Origin of the sequence: Deferribacter autotrophicus (assembly GCF_008362905.1) — a bacterium.
Taxonomy (GTDB): domain Bacteria; phylum Chrysiogenota; class Deferribacteres; order Deferribacterales; family Deferribacteraceae; genus Deferribacter; species Deferribacter autotrophicus.
Genome location: NZ_VFJB01000003.1, coordinates 7,501 through 24,833, shown reverse-complemented (window position 1 = coordinate 24,833; position 17,333 = coordinate 7,501). Strand labels below are relative to the sequence as shown.

The following is a 17,333-nucleotide window of genomic DNA, read 5'->3' as shown; positions in this document are numbered from 1 at the left end:
CTAATTATCCTTGAAGTAGTTGTAAAGCCATTTGAGGTATTTGATTGGCTTGTGCAAGCATCGCTGTACCTGCTTGAGATAAAATCTGATATCTTGTAAATGTGGCCATCTCTTCAGCCACATCGAGGTCTCTAATCCTAGATTCACTTGCAGTCATATTTTCTCTGGCCACTTCAAGATTTGATATAGTGTGTTCTAATCTGTTAATCTGAGCACCTATAGTGGCTCTAATTGTAACTACCTGACCTATGGCGTTGTCAATGTCTGGGATTGCTTTTTTAGCAAGGTCTTGAGAAACAACCCAAATTTTATCAATTCCTAAACCTACGGTATCAAGCTGAGGTATAGATACGGATAATGTTTGTCCTTCGTTTGCACCGATTTGAAGGTCTGTTGAGTTGTCAACTATATGGATATAAAACGTTTCATTTGCTAAGTTTGGATTTTCTTCAAAATATATTTCATTTGTAGATGAAGATAATTTTGCTTCTACACTTGTACGAGAATCAATAACTAATTCTATTCCTTCTATTATCCCATCCACTCTATCATTGCCTGTTTCATCTATACCAATTAGATTCCCTGTGGTAGCGTCGGTAATTGTTACTTTTAGACTGCTGCTGACAGGTTTTTGAACTTCAGCAAGGGATAAAGCATTTATTAATCGTTGGTCTCCACTAAATGCGATTTCACCCTGCTCTCCAACCATTGCAGTCTGTATTACAAAAGTGCCTTTTACTGTTCTAAATTTACTATTTGGATCAGGTTGGGTAATATAATCTACCAGATGGTCATTGATCTGGGGATCATCAGAGCCCATACCAAGTTTATTTACGATTGCATCAGTGAGTTTATCTTCTAAATCGGCAAGAGTGTCGTCACCTTCTAAATATATTGTGGCTGATTTGCCATTGCCCCAGATGGTCAGTTCCTGTTTATTTTCGAAAATATTATTTCCATCAGCATCAACAAATCTAGCTATATCTTTTAATTTTGTATCAACAGTAGCGATATCGCCAGCTCCACCTAGTTGATCAACAGTGAAAGTTATTTGTTCATCTTGAGTTATTGTGTCGAAAGTAATGTCAAAAGTTTGAACATTTAAATTTCCATTGCTGTCGTAATTAGCCAAAGCGAATGTTTTAGTACTATTGTCTAGAGTTGAGTATGAAACCGAAATTGTTGGACTAGTAGTTGTAAATTTTGTTGAATTAGGATTTGTTAATGTAACCTCAAATTCATTAACCGTAACATCGTTTACACTGAGAAGTACTTTATCTCCTTTAGAAACATTATATCCTGTCAAATCTTGTGTTGCATTACTACTTACTGTAAATCCTAGAGAATTTAATACAGAAAAGTCCAATGTTACGTTCGTTCCATCACCAACTAAATCTAAATCGGCACTACCAATATATGTTCCATCTATGCTATATACTTTAACAGTAGCAAAATTATTAATTGTACCAGTTATTGCGTTCCCATCAAAATTGTTATTGATTGTGAGTTCAATATAACCTGAGCCACTAGAAAATTGGATGCCACTAGTATCATCTGTAATAGCTTCAGCAAATGTTGGCGTAGTCGTACCATCTCCATCATTATCTGCTAATTCACTACCAGTAGCTATATTGTAGTCTACAATTTTGAAGTCATGGTCAGCAGTTGCTACATTACCAGCATCTGTTATATCTACCTGGTAAGTAACTGGGTTACCAGATGAGTCTGTTGTGATAAAATTATCTGAAAAATTATTAATATTTTCAATTTGACTGGTAGTTAGGTTAGAGTTAATCGTTGCTTTTTCGACATCGTGGGCTAATGTCATAATGTCTGTCTGAAAGACCTGGTTTTTTGCCTCTGTGGCATTTAGGTTTTCAATTTTAATTGCATAGTTACCTTCTTTTACATTGCCGCGGACAATTGCATTGATTTTGCTGTCGCTGGCTGACCAGAGAGCAGTTCCATCACCATTTAATAGTTTTTTAGTATTAAATTCTGTTGCGGTGGATATTCTGTTAATCTCAGCTTTGAGCTGTTCAATTTCTTTTTGCAGCTCTACTCTGTCATTTGTAGTGTAAGTTCCGTTGGAAGCTTGAACTGCAAGCTCTCTCATACGCTGCAGCATAGAAGATACTTCTTCCAGAGCCCCTTCAGCAGTCTGAAGCATAGAAATACCATCCTGAGCATTCATAGTTGCACGCTTTAAACCGCTAATTTGTGAGCGAAGTTTTTCTGAAATTGCTAAACCGGATGCGTCATCTGCTGCGTGGTTGATTCTTAGACCGCTTGATAATCTTTCGAGAGATTTGCCCAATGCGGATTGAGTGCCGGTGAGATGTCTTTGAGAGTTCAAAGACATGATGTTTTGATAAATTGTAAGTGCCATACTATCCTCCTTGATTGTTTCAATAGAGGATGTTCCCCTATTTAACTTTTTTGACGCTTCCTTGCGTCAGGTAAAAAATCGGAATGCTTTAAAAAAACTTTAACAAAATTTTATGTTAACCTTGTGCAGGTAAAATTATGCAAAAATTTTTAATTGTGCTATAATAAATTAAAGAACCGATAGGAGGGGACAGTATGATAAAGGTTGAAATTTTTTATAATGGAGAAAAGGATAAAGAGACACCAGAGCTTGTGGAAAGTATTAAACACAGATTTGGTGATAAAGTTGAAGTGAAATTGATTGACACATCAAAAGAGAAAACTCCTGAGGATTACGGAACAATAAATCCACCTGAAGTAGTTATTGACGGCAAAACAAAAATAAAGCTGGATTCAAAAGAGAAATTAGAAGAGATTGTAACCAAAGCGATTTTTTAGTTCAATGTTCAATGTTCAAGGTTCAACACGTGTAATAATACCGTACGTATTGTAATTTCCAAACAATAAAACTTGAGTTGTGCGTAGTCAATATACTATACAAATGCTTTATTACACGTGTTCAAAGTTCAAAGTTCAAAGTTAGAGAGGGTTGGGGTTAAGGTTAAGATTAATAAGGTGGATTTTATCCACCGAAAAGATTCATGTTCTCAAATCTTCACATCCTCACATCCAATCTATCCCTTTTCCATATACGCATTTACCTTTTCACACATTTACCCATTTTTTTTAAAGTACGTATTTTGTGAGGTTTTCGTCTTTTATTATGCCGGAAAGTTTTTCATCCACATAGTTTGCATCAATAATTACCTTTTTATTTTCGATATCAGGTGCTTCAAAAGAAACTTCTTCAAGTAGTTTTTCCATTATGGTGTGAAGTCTTCTTGCACCAATATTTTCATTAGTTTTATTTACATATGTGGCAATTTCTGCAATTTTTTCTATGCCGTCTGGCGTGTATTCAATTTCCACTCCGTCTGATTGAAGTAAAGCTTTGTACTGTTTTGTAAGAGCATTTTCAGGTTCTGTAAGTATTCTTATAAAATCATCTTTTGTAAGAGAATCAAGTTCTACTCTAATGGGAAATCTCCCTTGAAGTTCCGGTATCAGGTCAGAGGGCTTTGCTATGTGAAAAGCTCCTGCAGCAATAAAAAGGATATGGTCTGTTTTGACCATTCCGTATTTTGTCATTACAGTGGAGCCTTCGATAATAGGTAGTAAATCTCTTTGCACACCTTCCCTTGATACATCAGCACCTCTGAATGAACCGCTATCTCTTGAACAAACTTTGTCTATTTCATCAATAAAGACTATACCTGATTGCTCTACCCTTTTGATTGCAGTGGATTTCACTTCATCCATGTCTATGAGCTTGTTTACTTCTTGCTGCTCCAATAAGGACATGGCCTCTTTAATTTTCATTTTCTTTTTCTTCTTTCTACCTGGGAAAAGATTTTTAAACATGTCCTGTAAATTCATTCCAAGATCTTCCATTCCTACATTTGTTAATACTTCGATATGAGGCCCGGCATCTTCCACATCTACTTCAACAAATCTTTCATCAAGCTTTCCATCTCTTAGCATCTTTCTGAATTTTTCCCTTGTTTCTTCATCAGAAGGGGAGCTCGCAAATCCAGATGGTCTTGGCAAAAGCAGATCAAGTATCTTCTCTTCGGCATTTTTTTTAGCTTTTTCCAATACTTCCTTTCTCTTTTCTGCTCTTACCATATTTATCGCGATTTCTACGAGATCTCTTATCATCGATTCAACATCTCGTCCCACATAACCTACTTCAGTAAATTTACTTGCCTCCACTTTGATGAAGGGTGATTTTGTGAGTTTTGCAAGCCTGCGTGCTATTTCAGTTTTACCGACACCTGTGGGGCCAATCATTATTATATTTTTTGGTGCGATTTCATCCTGCAATTTTTCTGGAAGTTGCAGTCTTCTCCAGCGGTTTCTAAGGGCTATGGCAACTGCCTTTTTAGCAGCTTTTTGTCCTACAATATATTTATCAAGTTCAGCTACAATCTGTTTTGGTGTTAAATTTTCCATGTTAAAACTCCTCTATTATTAAGCTGTTATTCGTATAAATACAAATTGATGCAGCTATTTCCAGAGATTTTTTCACAATGTCCTTAGCGTCTAAATCGGTGTTTTCCACAAGGGCTGTGGCAGCAGCTTGAGCAAAAGGACCACCTGAGCCAATTGCAGCAATTCCATTTTCTGGCTCTACCACATCTCCAGTTCCTGTTAAAAGATATAGACTTTTTTCATCAGCCACAATCATCATTGCTTCTAATCTTCTAAGATATTTATCCGTACGCCAGTCTTTTGCAAGCTCTACTGCAGCTCTCAAAAGTTGACCACTATATTCATTCAACTTCTTCTCAAATCTTTCCATTAAAGTAAAGGCATCAGCTGTAGAACCTGCGAAACCACAAATGACTTTATCATTATAAATTTTTCTAACTTTTTTAGCATTATGTTTTAATACAGTATTACCAAAAGTAACCTGACCGTCCCCTCCAACTGCAATTTTGCCATTTTTCTTTACAGCAACAATAGTTGTCCCCTTAAACATTCTGACCTCCCTTGTAGACCCTGATTATAATATGCAAATTGTTGAAAGTTTCAACCCAAGTTTGACAGAATCTGAGGGTATTTCAAGATACTCGTTGTCAGGAATGCTTTAAATAAAGGATTTTTGTGTTGAAAAAACTTGAAAAAAAATGTGTGATGTAGTACGTATATTGTTCTTGTATGTCTCATATTTCTTGACTTAATGTTTTTATTATGGTATCTATATGTATGTTTTTGAGAGTCGTAAAATCAAAAAGCTCTTCAGGTAAAATTCACCAAGCTGTACAGTTAGTAGAATCTTACCGTAATGAAGAAGGTAAACCAAGAACAAGAATATTATATCATTTCGGTCCATTAGATAAATTTCTCGAAACTGATGCAGATAAATTTGTAGATAGTATAATGAAATTAAAAGGTGAAGTTTTTTACGAAAGCATAAAGGAATTTGGTGAGAGCAAAGATTTTGGTGATATATTTGTGGTTTTATCGATATTGAAGGAGCTGAAATTATTTCAAGAATTGAAAAAGAAGCAGGATAAGGAGAGTAAGATACAGTTTGATGTGGTATCACATTTTAAAGCATTATTGACGAATAGGATATCGGAGCCATCGAGTAAACTAAAGTTACTTTCTTGGCTTGAGACGGTATATATTCCAGGATTGAAGAGAAAAGATATAAGTTATGAGAATTTACTACGTACGATGGATTTTTTGATAAAACATAAGAAAGAGATTGAGAATAAGTTGGCTAAAAGAGTGTTGACTATGTTTGATTTGAATTTGAAGATGTGTTTTTATGATATAACGTCGAGCTATTTTGAGACTTCATCAGAGTTAGATTCATCGGATATTAGGAGGTATGGATATTCTAGGGATAATCGTCCTGACAGGGTACAGGTAACGATAGGAGTTGTAATGACAGAAGAAGGTATTCCATTATGTCATTATGTTTTTGAAGGTAATAGAGTAGATAAGACAACGTTAATATCAGTTATTGAGGATATTAAGTTGAGATTTGGAGAGCTTATAGAGGTATCGATAGTGACAGATAAGGGAATGATAAGTTCTTCAAATTTGGATAAGCTTATAGAAGGAGATCAGACATTTATTATAGGAGAGGATAAGAATAAGAAGATTAGCAGAGAAATTTTATCAGAAGCAAACTTGAATCAGAGAAATAAGGAAGAGGAATTTATTTTTGAGAAGGAATTGGATTATGAGACCTCTAATGGTAAATTGGCAAAATTGAGGTATGTATTATCGTTTAATCCTGAGACTTACAGGTTGAATATGAAGCGTTATCGTGAGAAGTTATCTCTTTTTGAGAACAAATTTCAAGAGATAAATAAGAAGCGGATAAGTGTTACGGATAAGTATCATCTGTTGAAATCTTTTTTAAAGTCGCAAGGCATGAGCAGGTGGTATAAACTTTCATTATCAGATGGAAAGATTGATGTAGAGCCTAATATGGAAGTACTTAATCGTTTGGAATCTGGTTTTGGCTGGTTTATGGTTGTAAGTAATTTAAGTAAGCTTGACTATAGTAAGGAAGAGATAATAGAGAGTTACAAGAAGTTATGGAGAGTGGAGCATGGATTTAGGGAGTTAAAGCATTCACTTGAAGTTCGTCCGATGTATCATTTTAGCGAGAATCGGATAAGGGGTCATATATTCTTATGTTTTCTATCAATGTTGGTAACGAGTATAATGGAGAAGAGATTGAAAGATGCTGGTGTAGATTTGAGCTGGGAGAAGGCATTATTTGAGCTGAGGAAATTGAAGACAGTGAGTTATCTTACGAATTCTGGGATAAGGGGTATATCGCTTACTCGTGTAACTGATAGGCAAAAGAAGATATTTAAGGCTCTGGGTTGTCCTATACCTAAGTTGAGACATTTGTAGTAAATAATTTCACTTTTTGTTTTCGCTATCTTATTAATAAACAATATCATTTGCAAAATCAACTGTCAAACTTGGGTTTCAAATACTATTTTTGGCATAACAGTTGCTTTATGAAGTTGCAGGAGGTTGGAATGAGGAAGATTTTACCGCTGATATTTGTGATAGCTTTTTTTGGTTGCAGTTATGAATCAACTACGGTGAGGGATTTCAGTGATGCAGTTAGAAAGCCATCCATCGGCTATATTTATATAGCAGCTTTAATTGAGGCAAATACTAATTTTTCATCTTTACTGTATGATAAAACCAAGGTGAAATTTGATTATAATAAACCGATTGTTATCAAGAAAATTTCTCCTGAAAACAGAGTATTTATTGCCCCAGTAAAAAGAGAACATGGTGGTGAATTGACTTATGATGAAACAATCAGAAATGCTTTGAAGAATTATATTGTTATAAATAAATTTGCTCAGATTGCAGTAGATGAGAAAAGTGCTGATTATATTTTAGTGGCAAACATTGTTGATTCTCCGCAGATGGTGATTGGTAAAAATTTTTCAAAGCTTGAAATTACCATTTTTGATAGAGAAGGTAATGTTGCTTATTTTTCAAAGATATCAGGTTATTCAAAATCTGATGAAAACTTCTGGTACTTCCCTTCAAAAAGGGCAAAGCCCGTATCCTATATTTCTTTGAAAACACTTGAATATACCTTTAAGAAACAGCTTAAAAAAGCATTTGTGAGAGGTGCTTAGATGTTAAACGGTTTGTATGTAGCCACAAGTGGTCTCCTTGCACAGTCAAGAAGAATGGAAGTGATTAGTAATAATCTTGCTAATATCAACACCACATCATTTAAAAGAGATGAAACTATTTTTAGTAATTATTTGTATGATGATAAAAGGGTGCCGCAAGATTTTATTAGAAGTACTGAGTATAACAAAACAATAAATAAAACTGTAAAGCTTGATTCATTGTATACTGACTTTTCTCCTGGAAATTTGAGACAGACAGGTAATAGATTTGATTTAGCATTGGAAAATAAAAATGTGTTTTTTGCAGTGGACACTCCTTATGGTATCAGATTTACTAGAGATGGGCACTTTACCCTTGATCAAAACAGGAGATTGGTTACCCAAGATGGATATCCTGTCTTATCAAGAAACTTTGAGAATACCAATGGGATAATTATTCCTGATGGTGATGTTACCATTACTCCAAATGGTGAGATTGTGGTTAACGGGGCTGTTATAGAGCAATTGTTTCTTGCAGAAGTGGAGAATCCATCAACATTACAAAAAATGGGTAGAAACTTATATGCTGCCATCGGTTTTATGCCTGAAGAATCTGAAAATCCTGGAGTTAGACAAGGATTTCTTGAGGAAAGCAATGTAAATCCCATTAAAGAGATGGTGACTATGATTGAGACTATGAGGGGATTTGAAACTTATCAGAAAGTAGTGCAGACCATTGATGAAATAAATAGTAAAACTTCCAATGATATTGGAAGATTGGCTTAGTTTTTTGAAAAGATTAGGAGGTAGTTATGCTTAGGACACTTTGGACTGCAGCAAGTGGTATGACAACTCAGCAAATAAATATTGATAACATTGCAAACAATCTTGCAAATGTTAACACAGCAGGATTTAAAAAATCTAGAGTCAATTTTGAAGATCTTTTATATCAGGAGATTAGGCCTGCAGGTGCTGTGACAGCTACAGGTATAAATCATCCAACTGGGATTCAAATAGGTCTTGGCTCAAAAGTGGTTTCCACAGAAAAAATATTTTCTCAAGGCAATTTTCAGCAAACAGGAAATCCCCTTGATTTGACGATCGAAGGGGATGGCTTTTTTCAGGTAACGTTACCTGACGGTACAATTGGTTATACAAGGAATGGTTCCTTTAAAATAGACGCTGATGGTAATCTTGTTACCGCAGAAGGTTATCTTTTGGAGCCAAATATTGCGATACCTGAAAATGCCCTTGAAATAATTGTGGGTGAAGATGGCACAGTTTCAGTCACATTGCCAGGTGAGGCTGAACCCACAGAGCTTGGTCAGATTGAGCTTGCAAAATTTATAAACCCTTCAGGTTTACGTTCAATTGGTAAAAATATTTATCTCCAAACAGCAGCGAGCGGTGAGCCGATTACTGGTGTGCCAGGAGAAGAAGGGCTTGGTACGATTGCTCAGGGTATTTTGGAGATGAGTAACGTAAATGTGGTGGAGGAGATGGTAAATCTGATTACTGGACAAAGAGCTTATGAAATCAATTCGAAGGCTATTCAGACCGGAGATGAAATGCTTCAAATTGTGAATAATCTGAAGAGGTAGAGTCTGAGGCAACAATGAAAAAGGTTTTGCTAACTTTAATAATATTTTTATATGGTAGTATAGTTTTTGGGAGTGAGATTGTTATTGATAGAGATTGTCTCCTTTACAGTGATTTGTTTGTAAATGGTGATAATAGCAAATTGACATGCAATTTTGCTCCAGGTGATGAAAAAATACTACAATATTCCGTTCTACAAAAGATACTTAAACAGAATCCAGGATTAAAACCAAAGTTAAATTCTATTAAGAAAATTGTGGTGAAAAGAAAGGGTAAACTTGTAACAGAAGAAATTGTGCAACAATTGATTGCTAATCTGTACAGGAAAAGTTTTCCTGATATTGAAATAAGTATTGAAAAAATTAGTATGAATAAAGGGATTTATTTTGCCAATATAAATGATTTGAGATTGAATTTTATGAATAATGATAGATTAGGTTCTGTATATTATTTGTTATCGAATGGGTATAAGAATTACAGGATATATGCATACGTTAAAGGATATAAGGAAGTTTTTGTATCAAAAGAACGTATAAAAAAGAACGAGCCTATTAGCAATAAAGTTGTAAAAAAGCGTGTGGAGATTACAAGGTTGCTAGGAGAGCCTGTAATGGATATTGATGAGTATATTGCATCAAGGACCATCCCGACAAATAGAATAGTTACCGATAAATATGTAATAAAAAAACCTGATGCATTTAAAGGAGATTATGTAAAACTGATTTATAAAAGTGCCAGTATCATAGCTGTTACAAAAGGGATTTTGGAACAAAATGCATATATTGGCAATGTTGTCAAAGTGAAAAATCCATCGTCAGGTAAATTTGTCATTGCTAAATATGTTGGAGATAAAAGAGCAATTATATTGGATTATTGAAAAAGTTCAAAGTTCAAGGTTCAAAGTTCAAAGTTCAATGTTCAAGGTTCAAAGCTGGGAGCAAGGGTGTATAAGTAGTATGGGTTACATTCCATACTGATTACTAAAAATACAAGATCTATTCATCAAGGGAAAAATTTTCTTATTTTCAATCTACAAATTTTGGCAAGCATGTTGCTTAATAATACAAAAAAGGTTTGTGAGGGGTAGATATGAAAAGGATGGTTACATTTTTAATAGCTGCCTTACTTTTTTCAGGGTGTGCCAAAAAGGTTGTAACAGAGGTTCCTACAACTGATTATAAAAAAGAGATAGAGGAATACAGAAAGTATCAGGCATCAAAGAAACCTTCTCCATCTTTATGGACAGATATGGGCAGCTATGGGACATTTTTTCTTGATTATAAAGGAAGAAAGGTGGGGGATATTGTTATAGTGAAAATTATTGAGTCATCTTCTGCATCAAATTCAAATACAGTTAAAACTAGCAAATCTACAAGCTATAAAACAGGAATAACAAGCTTATTAGGATTACCTACGCATTTTGGGATGACTAATTTTCTAAATTCTGGGAATAAGTTCGATCCAAACATAGATGCGAGTACAAATAACTCATTTAGTGGAAAAGGCCAAAAACAGAAGTCTGATACAGTGACTGCCACGATTGCTGCCCGGGTTATTGATGTATTACCATCAGGTAATTTAGTAATTGAAGGACATCGTGAGATTGTAGTGGATCAGGAAAAGCAGGTAATTTCAGTTAAGGGTGTGATAAGGCAAAAAGATATTGATGCTAACAATACTGTACTATCTACTGCAATAGCAGATGCTCAGATTACATACAGTGGAAAAGGGATGCTGACAGATGCAAATAAAAAAGGATGGCTTGCATCTGTCATTGACTGGGTATGGCCATTTTAGGAGGGTGTGATGAGAGTTAGATTTTTAGCGATTATTATAGCGTTATTTTTCACTTATAATGTTTATGCCCTTGTTAAGATTAGAGAAATAGCCAAAGTGAGCGGTATTAGAGATAATCAGTTAATTGGTTATGGCCTTGTAGTGGGTTTGAACGGCACTGGTGACAAATCTGGGACTGAGTTTACTATCCAGTCACTTGTCAATATGTTGGATAGAATGGGTATTACCGTTGATAAGAAGAAGGTTAAAGTTAAAAACGTAGCCGCAGTAATGGTGACAGCAAAATTACCACCATTTGCAAAGGCAGGTACTAGAGTTGATGTAACTGTTTCTTCTATCGGTGATGCCAAAAGTCTTGAGGGCGGCACATTGCTAATGACACCACTAGCAGGCCCGGATGGTAAGATTTATGCTGTGGCTCAAGGTCCTCTTTCTGTAGGAGGGTTGAATGTTTCGGCTGGTGGCGGTGGTACAGTGAAAAATCATCCCACTGTAGGTAGAATTCCGAATGGTGCTATGGTGGAGAAAGAGATCCCTTTTAGCTTGGATCAAGATTATATCACTTTAGCGTTTGAAAGAGATAGTATTTCTGATTTGGTTAAAGCAAAAAACGTTATAAATAGTTTTTTTAAAACTAATATAGCTATGGTGGATTCACCAAAGACTATTAAAGTGTTTGTCCCTGAAAATTATAGAGATAATTTTTACGACTTTCTAGACAAAGTACTTCGTTTGGAAATAGATCCTGAGCCTTCATCAAAAGTGGTAGTAGATGAAAGGACAGGTACCATTGTAATGGGCTCTGATGTGAGGATAAGCACAGTGGCTGTTTCCCATGGAAATTTGACAATTAAAATTACAGATACGGTGGAAATTAGTCAGCCAGAGCCTTTTACACGAGGGCAAACAGCTGTGGTTAGGCAAAAAGATGTTGAAGTCAAAGAAGAGGATGCAAGATTAATGGTTATTCCTGAGGGTGTAAGAATTAGTGATTTGGTAAAAGCCCTTAACTCTTTGGGAGTTTCTCCAAGAGATTTAATAGCTATTTTACAGGCAATAAAAGCTGCAGGTGCTTTGCAGGGTGAATTGGAGATAATATGATGAGAGTGGATGCAATAAAGAATGTTGTAAATGATAATGTGAAACTTGAAAAACTAAAAAAAGCATGTGCTGATTTCGAGTCATTATTTTACCATGAAATTTTGAAAACTTCTAAAAACACATTTAAAAGCAATTTGTTACCTCAATCTGTAGCTGATGATATTTATAAAGATATGTTTTACGTGGAAGTGTCAAAAGTGGCAGCAGAAAAAAGTGAGGGAGGGATAAAGGATATTTTGTTCGACTTTTTATCAAGAGGTATTTTGCAGGATAAGGGAAAAAATTACCAGAATAATGGAAAAAATGTTTCAGTATCCGGACAATTTATAAGTGATTTGTTGGCATAAGGGTTGCTTGTATAGAACTAGATGCAGTTAAAAGAGGTTGTTTAATGCAGGGATTTTTGCTAAAGTTTTTTAAGTATGTGCCGATATTCCAGTTAAGCTGGAGCTGGAGGAAAAGATGAGGATTGAGGACAAAGTAAGATTGGGCTATGAAAGTCTTGCTAGGTTGGATAAGCAAAAAGAGCTGGAAAAGAAAGATAGGGATAGCGTACAATTAAAAAAACAGGACAGAGTAGAAATCTCCAGAGCAAAAAAAGAAGTAGATACTTTAAAAATTAAGTTAAAAAATGCTTCTGATGTAAGGATAGAAAAAGTTAAGAATATTAAAGAGCAAATAGAATCCGGCACATACGATATAAGTGGTAAAAAAGTCGCTGAAAAAATAGTCAACCTTGCCATAGACAACCTCTTCTAACTGTAGCTAGCAAATTTAGGACAATTACAACGGAGGAAAGGATGGAGACAATCCAGAACCTTATAGGTGTGCTCACTGCTCAGCGTGATTTATATAAGGAGCTTTACGACCTGTTATTACGGGAAAAAGAATATATTATCAATTGGGATGTTGATAAAATGATGGAGCTCCCAAAAATTAAAGATACTTTCTTTTATAAAGAAAAAATGCTTGAGGAGGCGCGTAGAAAGGTAGAGCAAAAAATCTCCAGATCACTTGGTAAAGATAGTATTACACTTTCGGAGATTTTAAAAGTTTTGGTGGATGATGAAAAAAAAGAAACACTTAGAAGTATCAGCGATGAGATTTTAGAGATTACTGAGAAAATTGCTATAGAAAACAAGAAAATAAAGATTCTTTATAATACTAATCTTAAACTAATTTCTGACTTTTTCAATCAAATTGGTATAACTGAAAATAAAGCTTCGTATACAAGAAATTATAATGCAAGTACAGCATATAAGACAGCAATAGATAAAAATCTTTAAAGGTGATTTATGTCCAATATATTCGGAATTTTTCAAACCGGTGTATCTGGGTTAATGGTTTCACAAGCTGGGATAGATGTTACGGGGCATAATATTGCCAATGTCAATACGGAAGGTTATTCAAGGCAAAGAGTAAGTATAGAAACAGAAATCCCTCTACTTGTTCATCCTGGACCATTTGGAAGAGGAGCTCGTATTGCTGGAGTCGAAAGGACATATGATGAAGTGCTTGCAAAAAATTTAAGGAACTCAAATTCTACATTAAAATATTACGAAAGCTTACAGCAATCTTTGCAAAGCGTAGAGATTTATTTCAATGAGTTGGAAGCCGGTTCAGGACTGGGAGATGCACTAAAGGATTATTTTAATGCCTGGGCTGATCTTGCCAATACTGCACCTGATGCCTCTGATGAAGCTACCGTAAAAAGAATAACATTGATAGAGAAGACAGATACTTTGATTCAAAAGATTCATGAAGGGTATGGTGCCATTGAAAGTATTAGAGAGCAATCCGATAAAAATATAGAGGAATATGTAAAAGAGATAAACGACTTAGCAGAAAATATAGCGTATTTGAATTATCAAATAGCGAAAACAGAAGCAGCCGGTGATCATGCCAATGATTTGCGGGATAAAAGGGAATTACTTTTAAACAAAATGGCCGAACTTGCCAATGTAAGTACATTTGAAAGATCTGATGGTCAACTTAGTGTATTCATTGGTGGTATTTCTATTGTGGATGGAGCGACTGCAAATAAATTATATTCAGTAGAAAACGAAAATAACAATGGTCACTACGATATTTATTGGGGAGCAAAACTTATTGATAAACCTCAGGTAAATGTCAGTGATAAAATTACTTCAGGAAGGTTGTATGCTGAATTAAAAAGTAGAGATGATATATTGAAAGGATATCTTGATACATTGGATGAATTTGCCAAGAATTTGATATTAAAAACAAATCAGATACATGCTTTGGGGCAAGGGCTGGAACGTCTTACACAAATCACTTCTACGAATTATGTTGAAAACCCATCTTATAAATTTAGCGAAGATCCTGGTAGACTTCCTTTTGATGTTAATAAAGGGACTTTTAGGATATCTGTGTATAATGATGAAGGGTTAAAAGTAGCTGATTATGATATCGATATTGATCCAGAAGAGGATAGCCTTAATTCGCTGATACAAAGGATATCTCAGGCTGATGGTAATCCAAATGGGGGATTAATTCAGGCATATTTAGCAGAAGGGAATAAATTAAAAATACAGTCAGCAGATGGATATACTTTTAGTTTTTCCGAAGATAACTCCAATATTTTGGCAGCTTTTGGAATGTATGGTTATTTTAAAGGCACAGATGCAAAAACAATTGAACTAAATGATATTGTCAAAAATGATAATCGTTTTATCGCAACAAGTAAAACCGGTGAGCCTGGAGATAATAGCAATGCTCTTGAAATTGCAAATTTGAAATACGAGCAGGTTTTTGAAAGTGGCGGAGCACGTTTTGATGATTTTTATACGGTATTTGTGGCACAAATTGCCAGTGATAAGAGACAGGTAGATGTTTTTGTGGATGCCAAGACAGAAGCGGTAAACCAGTTACAGCTTAAATTGGAAGAAGTAAAAGGTGTTTCTCTGGATGAAGAGTTCACAAACTTGATAAAATTTCAAAAGGCTTACGAAGCAAATGCAAGATTTATCACTACAGTTGATCAGATGATTGATAGGTTAATAAATGGGACAGGTGTTGTTGGTCGATAGGGGTTAGCTTATGAGAGTAACTTTTAATATGCTTTATCTGAAAAATCAGAGAAGTATAAGTAATAGTCTTGAGAAATTGACTGTTGCAAATGATAAAGTGAATAAAGGAAGAAATCTTTTAAATCCTGAAAGTGATCCCGTTTATTATGCTAGTGCCATAAATATTCAAAGAATGATTGATGAAATGGATCAATTCAAAAGAAATGCAGAAAATGCTCTCACATGGATTACCAATGAAGATAACGAGTTACAAAATGCTTCAAGTTTAATAAGTAAAGCCAAGAATGAATATGCTGTTGCCGGTATTAATGCTTCACAAAATGAGACTAGCAGAAAAGCCCTCGCAGGTGATGTTAAAAATATTTTAGATAGTTTGGTTGATATTGGGAATGCAAATTATCTTGGTAGATATATATTTGCCGGTTATAAAACAGATACAAAGCCTTTTGCTGCAGATGAAAAACAGATAAAAGGGGTGACTACGGATAATTTTCAAATTGATGTGGTTAAGAAAAAAACCTTTGCGGATTTAAAAGAGCTTGATGAAGGTAATTATACTGTCAATATTGAAAAGGTTATTGGATCGAATGATTTGATTAAAATTGAAATAGTTGATTCAACGGGTAAAAAACTTTTTTTTGATTCAAATGGTAGTGATGAATCGGCTAAAAATGGCAATATAGCAAATAGTTATATGATATTAAAATATGAGCCTGGGCAGATCGTTAATACAGGAGTTGGCTTTGGGATAAAATTACCAGATGTTGATTTTAGCAGTTTTGACAGTACAAAAGTCTCTTTTTATTATGTGCCAGGTGATGACATCAGATATCATGGTGATGATGGTAAGATAACCACAAAAATCGGTTATAGTCAGGATGTAACATTAAATCTAACAGGAAAGGAAGTTTTTCTTGAAACTAATAGAGTATTAAAAGGTACTGTTTTCAATTCAGTGAATGGTTTGTCAATAACAGAAACAACCAATTTTCTTGATATTGACAATGCAAATATATCACCAGCAGACTATATTGAGTTAAGCGGTACAGATCACAATGGGTTTCCAGTGGGTATTGCAAAATTGTGGGGTTCTGAAAATGTTCAGCTTGATATGACTAATGCCACGGATGCAGAGAGGACAATAACGATTGAATATGGAAATTATAATGTTTCTATTGTGATGGATAAAAGGGCTTATGAAAATATTGAGGATGTGGTTTTTGAGCTTAATAGGAAACTTGAGCAGGAAGGGCTTGGTAATGAGATCGAAGCCTTTGCTGACGGTGATAAAGTGATGCTTGCTACTACAAGGGCTGGCGCATATGTGAGATTAAAGGTTACAGGAAGTGAAAATAATACTCTGGGTTTTATTCAAGGTTCTGGTGATCCTCCTTATGTTGCAACAGGGAAAGGGAGAAAGTTTTTTATAGGATATGATGAATTTAAACAGCTTGATTCAACAACATATGAATCACCTCTAAAGAATGTTCATAATGATATATCTTTTGGTGGTGATGTTGAACTTATAATAAATGGGCAGAAAGTGGTTTTTAATGCTCCTAGTAGTGGTTCAGAAGAGCAGAATAGGGATAATGCTCAAGCAAATTTGAATGAGGCATTAAAAAATGCTGGTTTAGCAACCACGATTAAAGCTAAAGTAGATATCGGAACACTTGGTGATGGACAATTTAATTTAGTTTTGGAATACGTAAATATTGATCCGGATAATAATACTTATTTTAATACAAAAGTTATAAATACTAATGATGTTCAGTTTTCAACCCCAAGGAGTGACACTTACCCCTCATATCAAGCAACTAAAAAGATCAAAGATTTTGTGGAGTTCATAGAATCTCTTTATGACAATACTGTAGATGCGAGGATAGAGAATGGTCAACTTGTAGTGGAAGATTTGCGTGCCGGTGTAAGCAGAATGACGCTAAAGTTAAATGAAAACAATCAGGGGATAGGTTATCCTGAAGTTAACAAGGATGTTGTTTTTGTTGGGAAATATACAGGTGGGATTGATACTACATGGAATTTTTCTGATGACGGAAGTACTATAACAATAACATCTGGGAATTCCGTGATAAAACAAATTGCTAAACCTGACATATCAGGAGGGGTACCTGTTGAAATAGGTTATGGCATTAAGGTTGTTATTGATCCGAATACTTCACTCGAT

16 protein-coding genes (1 of these 16 running past the window's edge) are annotated in these 17,333 nt (G+C 34.9%); 13 read left to right on the top strand and 3 right to left on the bottom strand.

All coding sequences use genetic code 11. From position 1 onward, the window contains the following. Positions 1-4: 4 nt before the first annotated feature. A complete protein-coding gene (locus FHQ18_RS12825) occupies positions 5-2,389 on the bottom strand; it encodes a flagellin N-terminal helical domain-containing protein (RefSeq protein ID WP_149265535.1) in 2,385 nt (794 codons plus the stop codon). A gap of 194 nt (positions 2,390-2,583) precedes the next feature. Between FHQ18_RS12825 and FHQ18_RS02175 the strand changes: the two genes are divergently transcribed. Continuing rightward, positions 2,584-2,826 carry a hypothetical protein gene (locus FHQ18_RS02175; protein ID WP_149265534.1) on the top strand — a complete coding sequence of 81 codons (243 nt, stop codon included), beginning with the start codon at positions 2,584-2,586 and terminating at the stop codon, positions 2,824-2,826. Positions 2,827-3,114: 288 nt separating this feature from the next. Here FHQ18_RS02175 and hslU read toward each other — a convergent pair whose 3' ends face one another. Continuing rightward, complete coding sequence (gene hslU, locus FHQ18_RS02170) at positions 3,115-4,440, bottom strand: ATP-dependent protease ATPase subunit HslU (RefSeq protein WP_149265533.1); 1,326 nt, start codon at positions 4,438-4,440, stop codon at positions 3,115-3,117. 1 nt (position 4,441) lies between these two features. Continuing rightward, complete coding sequence (gene hslV / locus FHQ18_RS02165; RefSeq protein WP_149265532.1) at positions 4,442-4,969, bottom strand: ATP-dependent protease subunit HslV; 528 nt, start codon at positions 4,967-4,969, stop codon at positions 4,442-4,444. Positions 4,970-5,196: 227 nt separating this feature from the next. On the opposite strand from hslV, the gene FHQ18_RS02160 reads away from it, so the two are divergent. From FHQ18_RS02160 to FHQ18_RS02105, 12 genes are all read left to right on the top strand, one after another. Then, entirely contained in the window at positions 5,197-6,870 is a 1,674-nt protein-coding gene (locus FHQ18_RS02160; protein ID WP_149265531.1) for an IS1634 family transposase, read from the top strand. 131 nt (positions 6,871-7,001) lie between these two features. Next, complete coding sequence (locus FHQ18_RS02155; RefSeq protein ID WP_149265530.1) at positions 7,002-7,622, top strand: hypothetical protein; 621 nt, start codon at positions 7,002-7,004, stop codon at positions 7,620-7,622. Next, entirely contained in the window at positions 7,623-8,387 is a 765-nt protein-coding gene (flgF, locus tag FHQ18_RS02150) for a flagellar basal-body rod protein FlgF (RefSeq protein ID WP_149265529.1), read from the top strand. Between the two features lie 26 nt (positions 8,388-8,413). Further along, a complete protein-coding gene (gene flgG, locus FHQ18_RS02145) occupies positions 8,414-9,202 on the top strand; it encodes a flagellar basal-body rod protein FlgG (RefSeq protein ID WP_149265528.1) in 789 nt (262 codons plus the stop codon). 14 nt (positions 9,203-9,216) lie between these two features. Then, positions 9,217-10,077: a flagellar basal body P-ring formation chaperone FlgA gene (gene flgA / locus FHQ18_RS02140; RefSeq protein WP_149265527.1), complete on the top strand. Its 861-nt coding sequence runs from the start codon at positions 9,217-9,219 to the stop codon at positions 10,075-10,077. Between the two features lie 212 nt (positions 10,078-10,289). After that, positions 10,290-10,997 carry a flagellar basal body L-ring protein FlgH gene (locus tag FHQ18_RS02135; RefSeq protein ID WP_149265526.1) on the top strand — a complete coding sequence of 236 codons (708 nt, stop codon included), beginning with the start codon at positions 10,290-10,292 and terminating at the stop codon, positions 10,995-10,997. Positions 10,998-11,006: 9 nt separating this feature from the next. Beyond that, positions 11,007-12,098 (top strand): flagellar basal body P-ring protein FlgI, encoded by a 1,092-nt coding sequence (locus FHQ18_RS02130; protein ID WP_149265525.1) that lies wholly within the window; start codon positions 11,007-11,009, stop codon positions 12,096-12,098. Continuing rightward, the gene (locus FHQ18_RS02125; protein WP_149265524.1) at positions 12,095-12,445 is read left to right on the top strand and encodes a rod-binding protein; all 351 of its coding nucleotides are present in this window, start codon (positions 12,095-12,097) and stop codon (positions 12,443-12,445) included. Before FHQ18_RS02130 ends, FHQ18_RS02125 begins: the two co-directional genes overlap by 4 nt. Positions 12,446-12,560: 115 nt before the next feature. Further along, positions 12,561-12,857 (top strand): flagellar biosynthesis anti-sigma factor FlgM, encoded by a 297-nt coding sequence (flgM, locus tag FHQ18_RS02120; RefSeq protein WP_149265523.1) that lies wholly within the window; start codon positions 12,561-12,563, stop codon positions 12,855-12,857. A gap of 41 nt (positions 12,858-12,898) precedes the next feature. Next, positions 12,899-13,384 (top strand): flagellar protein FlgN, encoded by a 486-nt coding sequence (locus tag FHQ18_RS02115; protein WP_149265522.1) that lies wholly within the window; start codon positions 12,899-12,901, stop codon positions 13,382-13,384. Between the two features lie 9 nt (positions 13,385-13,393). Further along, the gene (gene flgK / locus FHQ18_RS02110) at positions 13,394-15,148 is read left to right on the top strand and encodes a flagellar hook-associated protein FlgK (protein ID WP_149265521.1); all 1,755 of its coding nucleotides are present in this window, start codon (positions 13,394-13,396) and stop codon (positions 15,146-15,148) included. 10 nt (positions 15,149-15,158) lie between these two features. Further along, positions 15,159-17,333 carry the 5' portion of a flagellin N-terminal helical domain-containing protein gene (locus FHQ18_RS02105; RefSeq protein WP_149265520.1) on the top strand. The gene runs 1,350 nt beyond the window's last position, so 2,175 of the gene's 3,525 nt are visible here — the first part of the coding sequence; it begins with the start codon at positions 15,159-15,161; the stop codon falls past the right edge of the window.

Bases quoted from the DNA above. Each gene is read 5' to 3' on its own strand.
- FHQ18_RS12825 (WP_149265535.1), bottom strand. From the start codon at position 2,389: ATGGCACTTACAATTTATCAAAACATCATGTCTTTGAACTCTCAAAGA.
- FHQ18_RS02175 (WP_149265534.1), top strand. From the start codon at position 2,584: ATGATAAAGGTTGAAATTTTTTATAATGGAGAAAAGGATAAAGAGACA.
- hslU (WP_149265533.1), bottom strand. From the start codon at position 4,440: ATGGAAAATTTAACACCAAAACAGATTGTAGCTGAACTTGATAAATAT.
- hslV (WP_149265532.1), bottom strand. From the start codon at position 4,969: ATGTTTAAGGGGACAACTATTGTTGCTGTAAAGAAAAATGGCAAAATT.
- FHQ18_RS02160 (WP_149265531.1), top strand. From the start codon at position 5,197: ATGTTTTTGAGAGTCGTAAAATCAAAAAGCTCTTCAGGTAAAATTCAC.
- FHQ18_RS02155 (WP_149265530.1), top strand. From the start codon at position 7,002: ATGAGGAAGATTTTACCGCTGATATTTGTGATAGCTTTTTTTGGTTGC.
- flgF (WP_149265529.1), top strand. From the start codon at position 7,623: ATGTTAAACGGTTTGTATGTAGCCACAAGTGGTCTCCTTGCACAGTCA.
- flgG (WP_149265528.1), top strand. From the start codon at position 8,414: ATGCTTAGGACACTTTGGACTGCAGCAAGTGGTATGACAACTCAGCAA.
- flgA (WP_149265527.1), top strand. From the start codon at position 9,217: ATGAAAAAGGTTTTGCTAACTTTAATAATATTTTTATATGGTAGTATA.
- FHQ18_RS02135 (WP_149265526.1), top strand. From the start codon at position 10,290: ATGAAAAGGATGGTTACATTTTTAATAGCTGCCTTACTTTTTTCAGGG.
- FHQ18_RS02130 (WP_149265525.1), top strand. From the start codon at position 11,007: ATGAGAGTTAGATTTTTAGCGATTATTATAGCGTTATTTTTCACTTAT.
- FHQ18_RS02125 (WP_149265524.1), top strand. From the start codon at position 12,095: ATGATGAGAGTGGATGCAATAAAGAATGTTGTAAATGATAATGTGAAA.
- flgM (WP_149265523.1), top strand. From the start codon at position 12,561: ATGAGGATTGAGGACAAAGTAAGATTGGGCTATGAAAGTCTTGCTAGG.
- FHQ18_RS02115 (WP_149265522.1), top strand. From the start codon at position 12,899: ATGGAGACAATCCAGAACCTTATAGGTGTGCTCACTGCTCAGCGTGAT.
- flgK (WP_149265521.1), top strand. From the start codon at position 13,394: ATGTCCAATATATTCGGAATTTTTCAAACCGGTGTATCTGGGTTAATG.